Origin of the sequence: Paenibacillus tepidiphilus (assembly GCF_008635795.1) — a bacterium.
Taxonomy (GTDB): Bacteria; Bacillota; Bacilli; order Paenibacillales; family Paenibacillaceae; genus Paenibacillus_AQ; species Paenibacillus_AQ tepidiphilus.
In genome coordinates this window covers 153,386-170,043 of sequence record NZ_VWRQ01000006.1, presented here as the reverse complement: position 1 = coordinate 170,043, position 16,658 = coordinate 153,386, and the positions used below count along the sequence as shown (strand labels likewise).

The window sequence follows — 16,658 nt, the reverse complement described above, 5'->3', positions numbered from 1 at the left end:
GGGGCGCTTGCTGTTTCAGCCAATGTTAGCGGACCGCAGCTCCATATCATCTTTGAGCGACTGCACAGCATCCGCCAGCGGGATCTTGCGGACCATCATCAGTTCGCTCGTCAGCAGGTGCATGGTGTGCTCCATGATATGCTTGTCGTCGGAGGTTAACTTGGTGGCATGCTGCTTGCAGCAGACCATATCGCGGAGAATCTCATACAGATCGGCCGTAGTGCCTGAATGCAGCTTATGCTTCAGCATTGTTTTGCGCTCGGTGTTGTTTAGGGGGAGCTTGTGTGATCCGGCAAAAAAACGGCCGCGCGCTTCTTCCAGCTGTTCCGGCGAGGACAGCTTGCGCAGGCCCATGTTCCGGGCTTCCTGCGTGGGCACGAACAGGCTCAGGCTGTTCGCCTGAATATGAATGTTATAGTATTCCTGCGGGGATTCCGTAAGCTGAAGGGTCTCCACATCCTTTACAAAGCCTGCTCCGTGATTCGGATAAAACACTTCATCTCCAGATACCAGCATGATATCCCTCCTTGGTTATTTATTAATCACTACCGACGTTGTGGCCGGAAGGGCTAGGCCTTGGACTGCATATTTTGCAGTACCGTATCCGGCATCTCTAAAATAATTATACCACATGCCTGTCAAGCCCCCCGGCGGCGGGAGGCTGCATTCCATCGGCGTTCGGAGCTTTAGGCGGTCCGGGAAAGAGAATTATATTGAGGAGTACGATGTTTCATTCCGGGAGGCAAGGTTAAAGTATATATGCAACACGATACTCTATACCTAACAAGGAGGAATTCAGAATGGCACAGAACAACCAGAATGGCAAGATGAGCCGCGAAGAAGCCGGCCGTAAAGGTGGAGAGGCAACATCCAGAAATCATGACCGCGAGTTCTACCAGGAGATCGGTGAAAAGGGCGGAGAAGCCCGCAACGGCTCCAATGGCAGTTCCAACGGCGGTAACAATGACGGCAAAATGAGCCGTGAGGAAGCAGGGCGCAAGGGCGGCGAGGCCAGGGCCCGTCAACGCGATAACTAAAACAGGTGCAGTAACGATAACAGTGAACCAATGAACCAATGAACAAAGCCAGGTCCCCATGGCGGGGCCTGGCTTTGTTTATCTTATCTTAGATAGCCCCGTTTGACGGGGCAGGACAACCTATAGTAATAGAAGTCGCACCATCCAGCGGAAGGGGATTCCCCCCGCCCCAATCAAGCGCCATCGGAATCCCGCGCCGGGAGGGTGTTTCCCCCGCCGCCGTCAGGCGATATCGGAATCCAGCCGCCGCCGATATGCTGAGAGCGATTCGTCGGTAATGCGCTGCATAAATGCGGAGTCGATGTCCGGCAGCAAGGCCGCAGCATAGCTCCAGGCATTCTCCTCGATCCGCAGCTGGATTTCCGCCCGCTCACAGGCCGTAAGCGGTTCGTCCAGCCGGTCGGCGAGCTGCTCCAGTTCCTCATCTGCGGAGTGACCCAGCTCATGAGCCATAATTACGGCGAAATACTCCATGAGCCTGCCGGTAGAGCCGAACATCAACCGGCATTGGCGGATAATTTCTTCTATATATAAATAAATCGTATGCGTGCTCATCTGATACTTGCCCCCGACCATCCGGCCCCCCGGAAACCTCGGCTCAAACTTGACGGCAACGCCATTGCCCGAACGTGCCAGCAGCTCTGTGACGGTCTGGCCGAATCCATATTTATTCAGTGTTCGTTCCCGCCTTTACGGTTAAAATAGTTTCCCCCTATCTTAAATCGAAAACGGTTCTGTTTCCATAGGTTTTCATGAGAATGTGATTGCAATTTTGTGAAATTTTAAATAATTAAATTTGAACTGTGCGAAAATATTGGCTCTAAATAAAGGGATGACAATCATGCCGCAGAATCCTTTTAAATAGTAGAAAGATCATAATTGATACTACATATGATGGAGAGTGAATCCGATGCAACTGCAACTCAATCTGTTCCCGGGCGGCTTGCCAAAAGCGCTGACGCTGAGCTATGACGACGGGCAGGTTCATGATGTCCGGCTGGCCGGCATCATGGACAAGTACGGAATTAAAGGAACCTTTCATTTAAACAGCGCTAACCTCGGCCGGGAGGGATTCCTGAGCAAAGACGAGGTCGTGCAGGTTCTGGCAGGACACGAGGTGTCGGCCCATTCCGTCACCCATCCGCATCTGGAGCAGCTGCCTGCCCCGCTGGCAGTCCATGAAATGCTGGAAGACCGCAGGGCATTGGAACAGCTGGCCGGTTACCCGGTAAGAGGGATGTCTTATCCATTCGGCAGCTATTCCGAAGAGCTGATTCCGGTGCTGCGCTCCCTGGGGCTCGTGTACAGCCGGACGGTCAACGCCACCAAGTATTTCGGGGTCCCTGCCGACTTCATGAAGTGGCATCCTACCTGCCATCACAGCGACGGGCTTGCGGAAATTTGGGAGCGGTTTATCACCCAGCCGCTGTCCCATAGCCTGTGCCTCTGTTATGTCTGGGGCCATAGCTATGAGTTTGCCAGTCAGGACAACTGGGACCTGATTGAAGACTTCTGTGCCCAGGCCGGCGGCCGAGAGGATGTCTGGTACGCAACCAACATTGAGATTTATGATTATGTCACAGCGCTCCGTTCCTTGTATTTCAGCGCAGACCGGACGATGATAGGCAATCCTTCGGCGCTTGACGTCTGGATCTCCGTCGATGGAGAGCCGCTGCGCATTCCCGCTGGGACTGTACACCGAATTGAAGCTTAACAAGGAGTGATTCTTACACTTGAAAAGGTTAAGTAAGCTGATGCTGTTGTTGCCTTTGCTGGTGATGTCTTCTGCCTGCTCTGCTGCAGACTCAGAGGGCAAAGGACAAGCGCAGGGTTCCCTGTTCGCTGACTTTCCCGTTCCCGGGTACGCCAGCCAGGTCGGGGTTATTACAGACACTGCCAATCCCAACATCAGGCAAGGTGTGAAGTATGAGCTGCAAAGCGCGGATGGGGCACAGGCCGGTGATCCTCCGAAGGATTATTGGGAACAGCTGCAGGCAGCCGGATGGTCCGAACTGAAAGAAGATCGGATCGGACATGTCCAGTTCTTCCGGAAGGAGGGTACCACAGTTGCCGTGGAGCTGCATGAGGGAACAATGGAGGTTTATGAAATGAAGGAGGGGGCCGACTACTGACGGCGGCCCGGAGCACACATGACGAGACCCGGGACCATTAATTGGTTCCGGGTCTTTTGCTGATGCTTATTTGACGAGATATACCTTCCGGCTGCGCTACTTCATGTCTCGTGTCAAATCTTCCGGCCCCGCTCGTTTCTGAGTTCTCTGCGCAGCAGGCTGGCCTCCGTGTAGGTGATAATCACTTGCAGCACCAATACGAGCACCTGATTCAGAGAGTCGATCGCAGAGTTGAATATAATGATGAATGAGATGAAGCCCGTCAGCAGCGACAAAAGAATCAGGCCGATGGAGGGGGTACGGTTCGCGCTGTTCCGGAACAGACCCAGCAGCGTAAGAAACATCCCTTGTACCAGAATACAGTTGGCCAGAAGTGTAAACCTTGGCCACAGCTGCGCATCAAGGGTGGTGCCGAATACATTAATGAGAATCAAGGCCGCGATGAGTGCAAGGAGAGGGATACCATCTTTTTTGCTGAACATGGTGTCACGTCCTTTCGTATGCCGTGGTAATAATACCCATTACCCCGGACTTGCGCACTCCAAGCAAGCGGAAACTCCTAATGTGAAACAGCGGAATGCGGAGGGAACAGCTTCGAGAACAGCAGCCGGGTCAACGGTCCGACCACCAGCAGCTGCAGCGGCAGGGCGCAAATAATGTTAAGTCCGGCGGTCTTCAGATAGTGGCCGATAAAGTTGCCCGTAAATCCGTAATGTGCTAGTGTCCCATATAGAGACATGCAGAGAACCATTCCGCAGACCATGAGACAGGAGATGGTCAGCACCTTTTGAATGACAGGCGCGTCCGGCTTGAGCCATTTGCCCGCAGCCCCTTTGGCCAATCTGCCGACGATAAAGATATCGCATACCAAGGCAACGGCCAGTGCGGGAAGCAAGGTAGCCAGCACATCGCCAAGCAGAGAGCGAGTCAGGCCGCTGAATATCATAACGTTGTAAACGCTCATGCCGAAGACCATCAATACACACATCATTGAAGTGAAAATGAGAGATTCCTTTTTGTTTCTGCCCATAGGTTTAACTCCTCTATCCTTTATGATTTCTAAAACTTCACTTATAATAGCAGCGGGCGGATTTATTGTCAACCTGGTTGACAATACTCCTGATGAGTATCTGTCTGTTTCATCAACTGTATCTGGAGGAATCCCATGAAAGATTATTTTCTAGAGCTGAATCTGATCGACTTAATGAGCGAGAAGCATAAGGCACTCCGCGAGAAGCTCGATGAGCGCAGCGGCAGCCCCCTGAATCACAGCGAGACTCATGTCCTTGCCAAGCTGGAGCTGCACGGGAAGCTGTCCATTTCCGCGATCAGCCGTATGATCAATATCTCCCGCCAGGGAGCGCAAAAATGTGTGAACGGTCTGCTTGCCGAAGGCTACGTAGAGATTGCCCAGGTTGCGGGGAACAGCCGCGATAAGCATATCGTCCTGACGCCCAAGGGTCTGGAGACCGGCCGGAAGCTGCTGGAGTGCAAGCAGGACGTTGAGCGGAGCATTACGGAGAAGCTGGGTGCGCAGCGGGTGCAGGAACTGAAGCGGCTGCTGGCCGAGGACTGGCTGTGAGGCTGGGATCGCAGGACCGTATAAGCCCCGGTGGGCTGGGGGTTAAACCTTCAGGTCAGGGTGCTTAACTGCACTTTGTACAACTAAAAGTCTCGCAAATTCCGCTTGAACGGAAATAGCTGTATTTGATACAACTATAATCGGCAAATTATCCCTTTCAGGCGGTTTTGCCGGGATATAATTGCAGCAAGTGCAACTATCCTGCAGAAACCGCTGCTTTTCCAGGATATAGTTGTACGAAATACAATTATGCTGAGCTATAGCAATATGTTGAGACAGGCTTATCGCCGGCATGCGGCATCGCAACCAAAGTAACCTCTCAGGAGTTGCAGCCGTTACTCTATAAAGCTGGGCTTCCGTTTCGGCGGAGGCTTTATTGGCATGGGCTAAGATGAGCGTGTCTGTCTCCTATGTAATTGTGTATTTACGGCGATTCGTATAAACTATGCACACGTGTGAAAAATGGGTTGAACTCCATTTTATGAAAACGCTATAATTGGTATGATTCCAATACTGAAGGAGTTTAGCCATGCGAAAAGGCAGAATGTTCTACAAGATTTTCATTCCTATTCTTGTACTGGGCGTAGGCCTTGTCATCAGCTTCGGCAGCTATATTTATTTGACGACGAACCGCTCGGTGAATGAACGGGTTGCCGTCGGCAAGCAGAGCCTGATTACGCAGGTCAAAAATACGCTGGAGCAGAAGATCGAGACGATCGAGTATGCCTTCAACACCTACAGCACGACCAGTTCTTTCAGCGAGGTGATCAAGAATCCGATTACGGTATCGGACTTCCAGGCTTACCGCAATGTCAATTCCCAGCTCAATTACATCGCATCGCTGGGTGTGGACGGCGTGGCGTACTCGCTGATCAGTCTGGAGCAGAATTGGCAGATCGCGAACGGCCGGCTTACGCATCTGACGGAGGAGGACCGGGAGCTTCTGCACCAGAGCTACATCGACGATCAGAAGCGGTCGCTGTTCTGGATCAAGACGGAGGACGGCATCCGGATGGTCAATACGCTGCCGGTGTTCTCGCAGCGGAAGCAGGCGATTGCGCTGTCCGATATTTCGCTCAAGGCACTGCAGCGCATTTTGCAGACTGAGGACAATATCCCGGTATTCCTGCTGAACCGCCAGGGCGAGCTGCTGTACGAATCGGCTTCGGCCCAGGGGCTGCTGACCTCCGGGCAGCTGCAGGAGATCACTAAGGCAGCGGGCGGCTCCGGAGAGCCGGGAACCCTGTCCCTCGATTCCCCTGGCAGCAAGAACGTCAAAGCGATTTATGCGAAGTCCTCTTATAATAACTGGACCTATGTTACGCTGCTGGATCAGAAAGAGATCGCCGATGCACTGAAGACTACACGCTTCGGTCTGATTATGATGATCGTCCTGATTACGCTGCTGATTGTCGTGGTAGCCTACGGTATTGCTCTGCATTTCACCAAGCGGATCCAGAAGATTCAGCGCAAGCTCTCCGTGGGCGGACAGCCGGCTCCTAAGGACGAGATTGACTGGATAATCACTTCCATTGACCATATCCTGTCCGAGAAGCAAAGCCTGGAGGGGCTGCTGGAGTCGGAGCTGCCGCAGCTCGAGACCCAGTTCATCCTGAACCTGTTCCGCGGCCGTATCCTTGCGGAAGAACTGGAGCATAACATGAACCGGTTCGGGTATTCGCTTACGGGACACTCCTGCTACGCAACGATGCTGATCCAGCTTGACAATTACGGGGCAAGGCAGGCTTCCGACAAGGATCTGCTGCTCGTGGCGGTAAATAAGCTGGTGGAGGAGCTGCTTCCGGCTTCACGCCGGATGATCCCCGTGCTGCTGAATGACCGCACACAGGCGACGGTTCTGATCTTCGAGGGCGGCAGCGACCAGGAGAACCGCAAGCAGGTGCTGGAGGATGCCAAGCGGATTATCAAGACGGTCCGGGATTTGCTCAAGCTGTCGGTCAGCGTCGGCATCAGTAACTTCTATACGGATTTGAGCGGGAGCAAGGAAGCCTGCGAGATGAGTAAGGAGGCCCTGCATCACCGGCTGCATCTGGGGAAGGAATCGATTATTTTCTACGAGGATATCTCCAAGGTTATCTCGGGTCCTGTCCTGCTGCATTACCCCTCGGAGCTGGAATCGCAGCTGTTTGACGCCATCCGGCTCGGCGACGAGGAGCAGGTATCGCGTTCGCTTTATCCGCTGCTCGGCGAGATGATGAAGCACAGCAAGAACCCGCTGAATTTCGAGGTGACGCTGATCCGGTTCGTGAATAACCTGATTCAGCTGGAGCAGCTCATCGGTGTAGAGGTGCTGCTGACCCAGGACAATTATGCGCTGTACCACCGGCTGCTCGATATCCGCAATCCCGAGGAGATTGAGCGCATTCTGGTCAAAGAGGTTATCCAGCCGATGGTCGCCTCCATGAAGGAGAAGACGACCCGCCAATTCCGCGGCCTTGCCGACCAGATCGCCAACATTGTGCGTACGGAATACGACCAGGAGCTGTCGCTGGAGATGATCGGCGAACGGCTGCATTACAGCCCGAATTACTTAAGCAGCATTTTCAAAAAAGAGTTCGGCATGACCTTCAGCGAATATGTAATGAGCTACCGGCTGGAGATGGCCAAGAAATGGCTGGTGGAGAGCGATATGACCATCAAGGAGATCGGCGAGCGGCTGCAATACCATAATCCGCAGAATTTCATCCGCTCCTTCCGCAAGAAGGAGCATGTCACACCTGGGGCTTATCGGGCGATGAAGCAGGAGAGATGAGACAGGATAGCAGGATTTTCCTCATAAGCTAGAGAATACCTGATTTTGGATTTATAAATGAACTTGAAAGGTTGTTCCTAGCTTATGAATGATAACCATCACCCCTGCTTAGCCAAAGCCAAAACACTGCTTGCACACCCCGTACTGCTGATCCTGACCATTGCGCTTGTCATCGGCAGCCTGACAGCCTGCAATAATTCTTCCGCAGACATGCCAGTAAACAGGTCTCCGCAGCCGACCCAGGATACGCCTGTAGTGACGCCAGCATCGGGCAGCATTTATCTGTACGGTGAAGCCCATGGCGTGGACAAGATCATGGACAAAGAATTTGAATGGTGGTCGGAATATTACCATACCAAGGGGATGAGGCACTTATTCGTTGAATTGTCCTATTTCACTGCCGAATTTTTGAACCTGTGGATGCAGTCGGACAACGACGATATTCTGGAGGAGATTTATGAGGACTGGGAGGGAACCCAGATTCATACTCCATATACGAAGACGTTCTACCGAAAAATTAAGAGCGAGTGTCCCGAGACGATTTTCCACGGCACAGATATCGGGCATCAGGAGGATACTACCGGGAGCCGCTTCTTATCCTATCTTGACGTACACGATCTGATAGGATCGGAAGAATATCATTTAACGAAGGAAGCGATCGAGCAGGGCCGTTATTATTACAGCAAAGATGACGAAGTGTACCGGGAAAACAAGATGACAGAGAATTTTATCCGCGAATTTGAAAAGCTGGGTAGTGAGAATGTCATGGGCATTTACGGCTCAGCACATACCGCGCTCGACGGAATGGTTTATAGTAACCAATCGATTCCGTCAATGGCCAATCAATTACAGAAGTACTACGGTGACAATATTTATTCGGAGGACCTAAGCTGGATTGCTAAAGACATTGAGTCATCCAGAGTGGATAGCATCACTTTACAGGGCAAGGAGTATCCGGCATCATATTTTGGGAAGCAGGATTTGACCGGGTTCAAGGATTACGCCTACCGGGAATTCTGGCGATTGGAGGACGCCTATGAAGATGTCAAAGGGCTGCCTCTGGCGGATAACTATCTCCCTTACAGTGAATACCCGATGCTGATCGATACAGGCCAGGTCTTTGCGATCACCTACACCAGGACAGACGGTTCAGTGGAAAGCGAATACCATTTGTCTAACGGCAAGCTTTGGGAGGAAGGCATGTATGCCACTCAACAATTCAAGGAAGCAGACTGATCGACCCTATACATAGGATTTATTGGAGTGATCTATAGACAAGGAACCTGACAATTTCGTGCAGGAATTGCACGGTAGGCCATTTGTTCTTGCGATAGTATTGAGCTCGAGGGGAGGGAAAACGATGGATTGGCTGGAGAGAATGAATCAGGCCATGGATTATATCGAAACGAATCTGGCGGATACGATCTCATATGATGAGATCGCGAAGATTGCCTGCTGTTCTACGTATCACTTTCAGCGGATGTTTCCGTTCATTACCGGAGTCCCGTTATCCGAGTACATCCGGCACCGGCGGTTGACCTTGGCGGCGTTTGAACTGCAGACAACCGGTGCCAAGGTGATCGATATAGCCATGAAATACGGATATCAATCGCCGGAAGCATTTGCACGGGCGTTCAAGAATCTCCATGGGATGATGCCGGTATCTGCGCGCGATAAAGGCGTTACCCTAAAAGCCTATCCCCGGATGTCCTTTCAACTCTCAATCAAAGGAGATGCCGAGATGAATTACCGGATTGAACAAAGAGGGGCGTTTGAGATGTTCGGTGTTTCTGGTCTGGTCAGCCGGGAGATGCAAACGGCATTTGCAGATGTGCCCCAGTTCCGTAAGCAATGTGATGAAGACGGCAGTGTGGAGTTAATGAACGGGCTGCTGGGGCGGTTCAGCAATACTGTACTGCACGCTGCCTTATATGATTACTCGGGAGAATCCTTCAAGTACATGGTAGGCTATCATTTACCGCCGGGGCTTGAGCTTCCGGAGCGGTTCACGAAGCTTGCTGTTCCGGAATTAACATGGGCTATCTTCCCGGAGCCGCAATGTGAATTGCAGCCATTGTGGGAGCGAATCTACACCGAGTGGTTTCCGATCTCCGGGTACGAACAGGTTGAAGGGCCGCAATTCGAAATGTATTATGGCACGGCGGTGCATACACAGGGTGAGATCTGGATACCCGTAAAGAAAAAGTAACGATGGTGTTAACGTATAACGTTCATTGAAAAAGCGGAAAAAAAAAGGGCCATTCCGGATCGGGATGGCCCTTTAAGCTGCCTACTGGTAGTGGAGAAGAAATTGAAGCCATAGACTGCTGCCAAAATCTTTGGATTCATCTTTCAGGGATCTGTTAGTTATCTTAAAACTTGCTTTTTTACTATTACCGCTGAATAATAAAATTCTTGGCCGCTGAATGACCAGGCAAAGCGACTTTGTAAAAATAAAGATTCTTTAACTTGTTTGGAGAAGAAATTTTGATTTTTTATTTACGAATTATCTTGTTACTTCGTAATGAAAATATATTCTTAATGACTGTTCCGTTTAATAGATTTAGATGAGCAAGATCATTTCTGCTGTTATAAATTAGTTTAAAAGTATCATTATCTTCTTTGCTTTTAAAACTACCAGCATTTTTAAAATAATAATAGTGAATATGGCGTAACTCCATATCCTCTGGAATCTCAATCTTTCTTCCGAATTCATCTGTCACAGGAAGAATATTTAGAAGTTCTTGATAATAAGATTCAATTATTCTACGTCTTTCTTGCTCAATAATGGGAAAAACCGTTTGAATCTGAGCTTCCCAAAGAATATGGTCTACATTCGATTTGTTTTCCGGAATAAGTGCTGAATTAGGAGAACATTGAGATAGGCGATTTAATAAACCGAATACATCAACTGCGAGTTCTTCAACAGCCAACTCTTTACATAACTCGGGATTGTTTCCAGCTAAGGTTGAAGCAATTTGTGTGATGTAATTTTTCATCGGTGACGATAAATTAGAAAGATTCGATATGCAATAAGAAGCAAATAACTGCATGTCATAAGTGGTAATGTAATTTTTTAGTTCAAGTACTTCAATTTTCTTTTGTTTCTTTAGTTGAGGAGTTCCTCCTTTTAGAGTAAATACAATCGAGCCACTTTGGAATGAGCAATATTTGGCGAATTCCATTGCAACATCCATCCAACGCTTATCCTTCTCTATGTGACGAATAATTAGAACCCGTCCATCCAATAAATTATTTTTAGCAATAATTCTAGTAGGCGGACCCTCTATAGGGTGATAATTGTAATCGGGAGCAAATTTAAAAAGCAAATATTCTTCAATGTTTTCTGAATTCAAAAAATCATCCGCATTATAGTTAATAATTTGTAATTTGCTGTTTTTATAAAGTAGCTTGTCTTTTAACATAGATAGAAATTGACCCATGTATGCTGTTTCTTCGAGGACAGTAACTCCACCGTTTGAAACAGCTTCAAGAGTATCCTGTAAGTATCGAGATGGTCCTGATACTTGACTCCACCAGAGAGTTTCCTCATTTAACATTACTGCACTCCTTGTTCAGCATATTTTAATAATTGTTCAAATACATTTTCAAAACTTCCTAACATTTGAAAGAAGCTATACCGATTGAAAATATATTTTTCTGAGCCCATTTGCTCTTGTCTAAGAATATTGAGTTCATCCATTTCTTCAAGAAGGGCTTTCAAGTTGTCCTCAGACATAAGACAAATTTTCTTAATTTCAAAATCTTTGCAAACATTCATAATATCCTTAACTGCAGCAGCTTTACCTATACCTTCTGAGTAGTAGAAATATGCCATAGCATTTGCCAAGATATCATAAAGATCGTCTTTATCCAATTGAAGAGTAATACGAAATCTATCCTCAATCATTTCCAAAAATTCAGATTGTCCCAAAAGTGTCTTCAGATGTTTCTCATCAAGTAGATACGGGGGAGCAGAATTTTCATTGTAACTACCGTTTTTGTAACTGTCAGCAGTCGCTTCAATCAGTTTCTGACAGTAGAAGTGAATTAATCCAGGATAGTAATTTGTTTTAGCCAAAATTAAACTAATCATGTAATCGTCGGCTTCATCAATACGAAAACCTAAATAATGTAAAGGTTTTTCCAACAGATCACAAGCATCAGTATATGCAAGTGGACGTATTGTGATGTGTCCCATGTGTGCTAGAACACTATTACCACTTAAGCGCCGCTTATTAAAACGAACAACGTCACGGAGACCAGCCAGTACAAATTTAAACTGATCGTTAAAAGAATCTTTAATTTCTTTAAGGATCTCAAGTGGCCGGTTATTGTCCTGTTCACAACTTGAAAGAAAACGATCTGCTTCATCTAGTAATAATAAAAGCTTATTGATGGGTTTTTCTTTACTGTTAAGACGAATTTTCAGAGCCGTTTTTAATTCTTCCCAAGTTGAGTATTCCTGGTCTAAAATGTTGGAAAAAACAAGTTCTTCACTTATTTTTTTTGGAGCGGTATGGCAATTATCCTGCTTAAGATCAATAAAAACAGCATAACTTCCTTTTTCAGGATGATGATCAAGGTTTTTAGCTTGACGGAGCAAAGCCGTTTTCCCAAGCTGCCTTCCACCATATACCAATACAGGTCCTGCTAAGTTACGAATTCTATTAAGTTCATCTGTTCGCCCAATGAACATTTCAGGAGGAATAATTCCATTGGGTATATAAGGTTGAACGTTACTAGAAGGAAGTGCTATCTGTAACATTACATTGCCGCGTTCTAATTGGTTATATCCAGCAAGAAAGAGTGCCATCACGCGGTCTATGACCAAGATGATTTCAGGAATTCCTCTGAGTTTAATTGACTTTGCAAGGAGTGTACGTTCTGCGAGCGGTAATGCATAGTCTAACAGAACTATCGTTGAAGCTGCTCCACTAGCCCCATGCTGTATCATTTCATCTAAAATATTATCAGCTGATCTAGTTCCAGCCATGTGAATAACACGTAAACCTTTCTGAAACGCTTGTGTCCCAAAAGCAGCAAATGGGTGACTGTACTGACCAAGGGTCCCATCAATAGCTTCAGGAAAAATATAAAGTTCTTTATTTTTTCCTGATGTAACTTTTTTGATTTCATGGAAAGATAAATGTTTTATTATTGACTGAATATTCTCAGCGTTAGAGAGTTTCGACCATAAGCGGATAAATTCATCAGCATTTACTGTATTGCGGTTACGTTGATTTGCAAAGAAGCTTGACTTAACCTCTTTTTCATAAATACGATTCAAATCAACGCTTTTGTTTGTATTACAAGCATTATAAAGAGTTTGGTAGCGTTCGTAGAAATAGCTAAAAGGATCAGAAGCATACTTTTGAATTGAAGGTATATCTTGTTGTCCATAACCATTGTTTGCCAATTGAATGTAATCTTCTGCAACTGTCATGTTTCGCTTTTCAAGCATTTGATCGATTTTATCTAGAATTGGCCAACTTTTAAATACCACTTCTTTATCAATATTTTCCGAATTGTTTTCTGCGGCTAGAAGTATATTTTGCTTAAGTTCCTCCAGCCTAGTCTGAGTCGCTTCCATTCGTTCCTTGGAATCCTGTTTTATCTGTTTGTTGCAAGCGTCAAGAAGTCTGTTGTAAAATCCGCAATTATTCATCTTTTCTGCATGCTGTTGCGCTGCAATAGCAAGACGGAAGTAATTATCCATAATTCCCTTGCTTGAAATTTGCCCATAGTTCTGAGCAATTTCTACACTGGTCATAAACTCTTCTTTGTAACGAGTTATCTGAGAAGGTGCCTTTTTACGTGTATTAATCACTGCTGATTCATCGAGAGATATTTCTTGTCCGAACCTGCGGATAATTAAATCATATCTCCCTATATCATAGTCACGGAGTGCACTTAAAGCCGCATCTTGCCATGTATGGTTATGGTTATTGGAGTGGCGAATTGCTCTCTCCCATAAACGGAAACCTGAAATATTTGGCAACTCATACATCCAATTGTCTAGAACAGGTAAGTATTGATCATCAAGTTCAATTTCACCTGTAAGAAGTAAGCTCTCATAGAAGTATGATTCCTGTTCAATATCTTCATTTAAAGAATCTTTAAGTTGGTTGATTACTACACGAAGGATTGAGAAACCCGAATCAACAATATCATCTTGTCCGTATTGAGAAAGTTGCTGTAATATTTCCGTCATAAGTTCACTTGCTGTATTACGATATTTCTTGACAGCCTCTGGACTAACTAAATCCATCATGCCCTGCTTTTCTACGTTAACTCGGCAGATATAGCAATTTATTAATGGAGTAACAGCCTCACGAAGCCAACTACGTTGATGGTCGCGCTCTTTCCCTAAAAATGATACATTTTTTCCGAAATTGGATTTAAAATTCATAGCATCCCAGTATTTATCAATAAACTCTTCAAGTTTTTTATCATCTGGAATGGTATTAAGGTGGGAAGTGTTAGACAATAAATCTATAACAGTAAACTGCTGACAGAAGGTTCTTAAATCATCTAAAGGCATTGAAGGAGCTTTACGTACTATTTCTGTCAACACTCCATTACTACTATAAAATTCCAAAACAAGCTGATGAGCCTTCCTATGACCAATTTTGGCTTTAATATTACGAGTATTAAAAATACTTAGAGCTTCTAAGAGTTGTTGATTTGTTTTGTTAAGTTTATTAGTTAGTTCCATTTGAATGCGTGCAGTTCCTGAAGTGCAGAATTTAAAACCAGTATTATGGCGTTCTAGGAACAACCAAAAATGACTAATTAGCTGTTTTAAAGCAGGACAGTTTTGTAATATAGGATTGGAATAATCACTACTGATTTGTCCCCAACGTGACTTTAAACGATGATCATTAGGATTATCGGGATTGAAAAAAATGCGTAACCACATTGCAATGTTCAAGTAATCATTAAGCGCATCAACATTTTTCACGAAAAGATTAATTGGAGTATCGCTTAATGTGAATAAATCTTCATATTTGCATAAAGGATCTTCTAAAATAAAAGAGATCTTTTCCTTCAATATTTTTGCTTCAGATGAGAAGTTTGCTACAGAATGAAGCAATATCATGGCTTCTGCAAATTTACTCTCTGCAACCATTAGTAATGCTTTTTCAATAACTGATTGGAAGTCACTATTTTCAATATACGGCAAAAGTTCAGTTGGTGGCTCCTCACTCTTAGACAGATTAGTTTCATCACTCAGGATTTGATCTTCTTGGGCAACTAGATTAACTAATTCAGATTTTTCATTATTATCTGATGTAGTATAAATATCTGTATTTTTTATATCTTCTTGTTCTACGACTCTATTTTCTCCTTTAACAGAGACGGTAGCATCTAAGATATCTAAACTTTCTGATACCTCATCCCTTTTTTCCGCAATTAAGTTTATTTGATCAAAAATTAATGAGAAGCAATCTAAACCTTCTTTATTACCTAAAAATAGAGTGCCATTCTCATTTGTGAGAAAATATACTGATTGGTTATTCCCAGATAAAGCTTGTGCCCAAGAGCAGCCATCTATCCGAGAGGATGTCCAAATAATTGGCACACAATCTGTCTTCATTTGAACAATCTGCTCAATGTTAATTAAATCATTTTTTGAACTTTCGAATTCGGAGAATGGCGCCATGATTACTATACGGATTCCTAACTTTCTGAACTCAAGATCCCTATGAGGTATAGGAATGAGAGTTTTCCAATTATCTAAAATAAAATATGTTTTTAATGCTTTCTCCAATAGTCCCTGTGCTTGATTTATCATGCTTAGCTGACGAGCAATCGAGAAGGGGCTTTCGTGATCTTCCAAACTCCAAAGTTCTTCCCCAAATTGTCGATAAATAGGTTTAAGTGATGAATATAATAGTAACTGTTTACGGCTGGTTTCTTTTTGAAATGCCTCAATTCCAATAGGGCTGAGAGTATAGAAGACAAAGCTATCATTATTTAAGATAACTGTACAAGAAGTTAGGTATCCTTTGTGGCATAAACCTTGAAGAATCATTCGATAGAGATTGAGTTTTTCTTCAGAAGATGGAGAAGTTTCTGGAATGAATAGAGATAACTCATCTTCCCCTAATATTCCATAATTATTTATATAGGTTAAAAGAAATGAAGAAGGGCCCCGATGGGAAGAAATTCTCTTTAAATCTTGTTCAAATTTACTTGCTGAAAATCTTTGCAGCTTTTTTCCATAGTAGGATATTTTATAATCAGTAGTAAATAAAAAGTCGTCATTAGGTTGGACAAGGCTATCGTCAGTCGGAATAAGTGGGAGCGGATTATTTATTTTACTACTGAACAGATTAATGGTTGGGAAAATTTCATTTGAGGTAGTATCTAATTCTTTTACAGATGGAATTGGAATATTAAATAACCCTTTTCTAAGGGCATAGCTTGTAGCAAGTCCTATTTCTTTTGTTATTCGACTATAATGATTAGCATCGGGAATTATCAGTTTAAAAGCAATCTTTATGGCTAAATCATATTTTCCCCCTAATTCGATTAGCATTTCATTTGACGAGTAGCTTTCAAGCAATTCTTTAGCTGTTGCTTGCTGCTGCTTGATTTCCTCTATAAAGTCTTCATTAACACATTGTAATGCAATGAATTTAGAAATACTTTTTTTTATATTATCAACCGTTTCTGAAATTTGTTCGTTAATCTCAATTTCTTTCAACATTCCATTGATATCTTGTAAAGTAACTATTTTTTGTTCGTCATCAAGGGATAAATATTCAAGTAAATCTTTTTGCTTCACTGAGAGATTGGAAAGTGCTTTAAGCGCATTATTGAGTGTAGCTTCAGTGGGAAATTTATCACTACTAATATCTGTAACTATCGGTTCGATGCTGTTAATTGCAACATGTCGTAAACTAACTAATGAATCTATTTTTTCTTTTAAATCTAAGGCCTTAGAGTATGTAACAAGTTGATCAATAGGCAAAATAATACCCCCCCATAAGTAATGAATCTCTCAAAATTGCTCCTTTCAACCTAGGTTTCATAGTAATTATCCGACTAATATATACATTATAGAGTTATTGATCTGTCGTTTACTGTCACATTAGGCTGTCGAAAAGAGAATTGATAATATTAGG

Annotated in this window: 13 protein-coding genes; 7 read left to right on the top strand and 6 right to left on the bottom strand. The window is 44.8% G+C overall.

Annotated features, from left to right (window positions below; translation table 11 throughout):
- Positions 1-15: 15 nt before the first annotated feature.
- Positions 16-516 carry a CarD family transcriptional regulator gene (locus F1379_RS10005; protein WP_150269084.1) on the bottom strand — a complete coding sequence of 167 codons (501 nt, stop codon included), beginning with the start codon at positions 514-516 and terminating at the stop codon, positions 16-18.
- Between the two features lie 284 nt (positions 517-800).
- On the opposite strand from F1379_RS10005, the gene F1379_RS10000 reads away from it, so the two are divergent.
- The gene (locus F1379_RS10000; RefSeq protein WP_150269082.1) at positions 801-1,037 is read left to right on the top strand and encodes a KGG domain-containing protein; all 237 of its coding nucleotides are present in this window, start codon (positions 801-803) and stop codon (positions 1,035-1,037) included.
- A gap of 222 nt (positions 1,038-1,259) precedes the next feature.
- Here F1379_RS10000 and F1379_RS09995 read toward each other — a convergent pair whose 3' ends face one another.
- Positions 1,260-1,592 carry a hypothetical protein gene (locus F1379_RS09995; RefSeq protein WP_239004617.1) on the bottom strand — a complete coding sequence of 111 codons (333 nt, stop codon included), beginning with the start codon at positions 1,590-1,592 and terminating at the stop codon, positions 1,260-1,262.
- Positions 1,593-1,947: 355 nt separating this feature from the next.
- On the opposite strand from F1379_RS09995, the gene F1379_RS09990 reads away from it, so the two are divergent.
- Together F1379_RS09990 and F1379_RS09985 are read left to right on the top strand one after the other, a co-directional pair.
- Complete coding sequence (locus F1379_RS09990) at positions 1,948-2,751, top strand: polysaccharide deacetylase family protein (RefSeq protein WP_150269078.1); 804 nt, start codon at positions 1,948-1,950, stop codon at positions 2,749-2,751.
- Positions 2,752-2,770: 19 nt separating this feature from the next.
- Positions 2,771-3,169, top strand: a complete 399-nt coding sequence (locus tag F1379_RS09985; protein WP_150269076.1) for a hypothetical protein — start codon at positions 2,771-2,773, stop codon at positions 3,167-3,169.
- 113 nt (positions 3,170-3,282) lie between these two features.
- Here F1379_RS09985 and F1379_RS09980 read toward each other — a convergent pair whose 3' ends face one another.
- Positions 3,283-3,651, bottom strand: a complete 369-nt coding sequence (locus tag F1379_RS09980) for a hypothetical protein (RefSeq protein WP_150269074.1) — start codon at positions 3,649-3,651, stop codon at positions 3,283-3,285.
- 77 nt (positions 3,652-3,728) lie between these two features.
- Positions 3,729-4,199: a DUF2798 domain-containing protein gene (locus F1379_RS09975; RefSeq protein WP_150269072.1), complete on the bottom strand. Its 471-nt coding sequence runs from the start codon at positions 4,197-4,199 to the stop codon at positions 3,729-3,731.
- 135 nt (positions 4,200-4,334) lie between these two features.
- On the opposite strand from F1379_RS09975, the gene F1379_RS09970 reads away from it, so the two are divergent.
- The 4 genes from F1379_RS09970 to F1379_RS09955 all read left to right on the top strand — a co-directional run bounded on the left by F1379_RS09970 (position 4,335) and on the right by F1379_RS09955 (position 9,733).
- The gene (locus tag F1379_RS09970; protein WP_150269070.1) at positions 4,335-4,751 is read left to right on the top strand and encodes a MarR family winged helix-turn-helix transcriptional regulator; all 417 of its coding nucleotides are present in this window, start codon (positions 4,335-4,337) and stop codon (positions 4,749-4,751) included.
- Positions 4,752-5,280: 529 nt separating this feature from the next.
- Positions 5,281-7,524, top strand: coding sequence for a helix-turn-helix domain-containing protein (locus F1379_RS09965; RefSeq protein WP_150269068.1), 2,244 nt, complete (start codon positions 5,281-5,283; stop codon positions 7,522-7,524).
- An 84-nt stretch (positions 7,525-7,608) separates the two neighbouring features.
- Positions 7,609-8,760 (top strand): hypothetical protein, encoded by a 1,152-nt coding sequence (locus tag F1379_RS09960; protein ID WP_203457076.1) that lies wholly within the window; start codon positions 7,609-7,611, stop codon positions 8,758-8,760.
- A gap of 124 nt (positions 8,761-8,884) precedes the next feature.
- Positions 8,885-9,733 carry an AraC family transcriptional regulator gene (locus F1379_RS09955; protein WP_150269066.1) on the top strand — a complete coding sequence of 283 codons (849 nt, stop codon included), beginning with the start codon at positions 8,885-8,887 and terminating at the stop codon, positions 9,731-9,733.
- Between the two features lie 286 nt (positions 9,734-10,019).
- Here the strand turns inward: F1379_RS09955 and F1379_RS09950 are convergent, their stop codons facing one another.
- Together F1379_RS09950 and F1379_RS09945 are read right to left on the bottom strand one after the other, a co-directional pair.
- The gene (locus F1379_RS09950) at positions 10,020-11,084 is read right to left on the bottom strand and encodes a hypothetical protein (protein WP_150269064.1); all 1,065 of its coding nucleotides are present in this window, start codon (positions 11,082-11,084) and stop codon (positions 10,020-10,022) included.
- On the bottom strand, positions 11,084-16,504 hold the full coding sequence (locus F1379_RS09945) for an AAA family ATPase (RefSeq protein WP_150269061.1): 5,421 nt from the start codon (positions 16,502-16,504) through the stop codon (positions 11,084-11,086). Before F1379_RS09945 ends, F1379_RS09950 begins: the two co-directional genes overlap by 1 nt.
- Between the last annotated feature and the right edge of the window lie 154 nt (positions 16,505-16,658).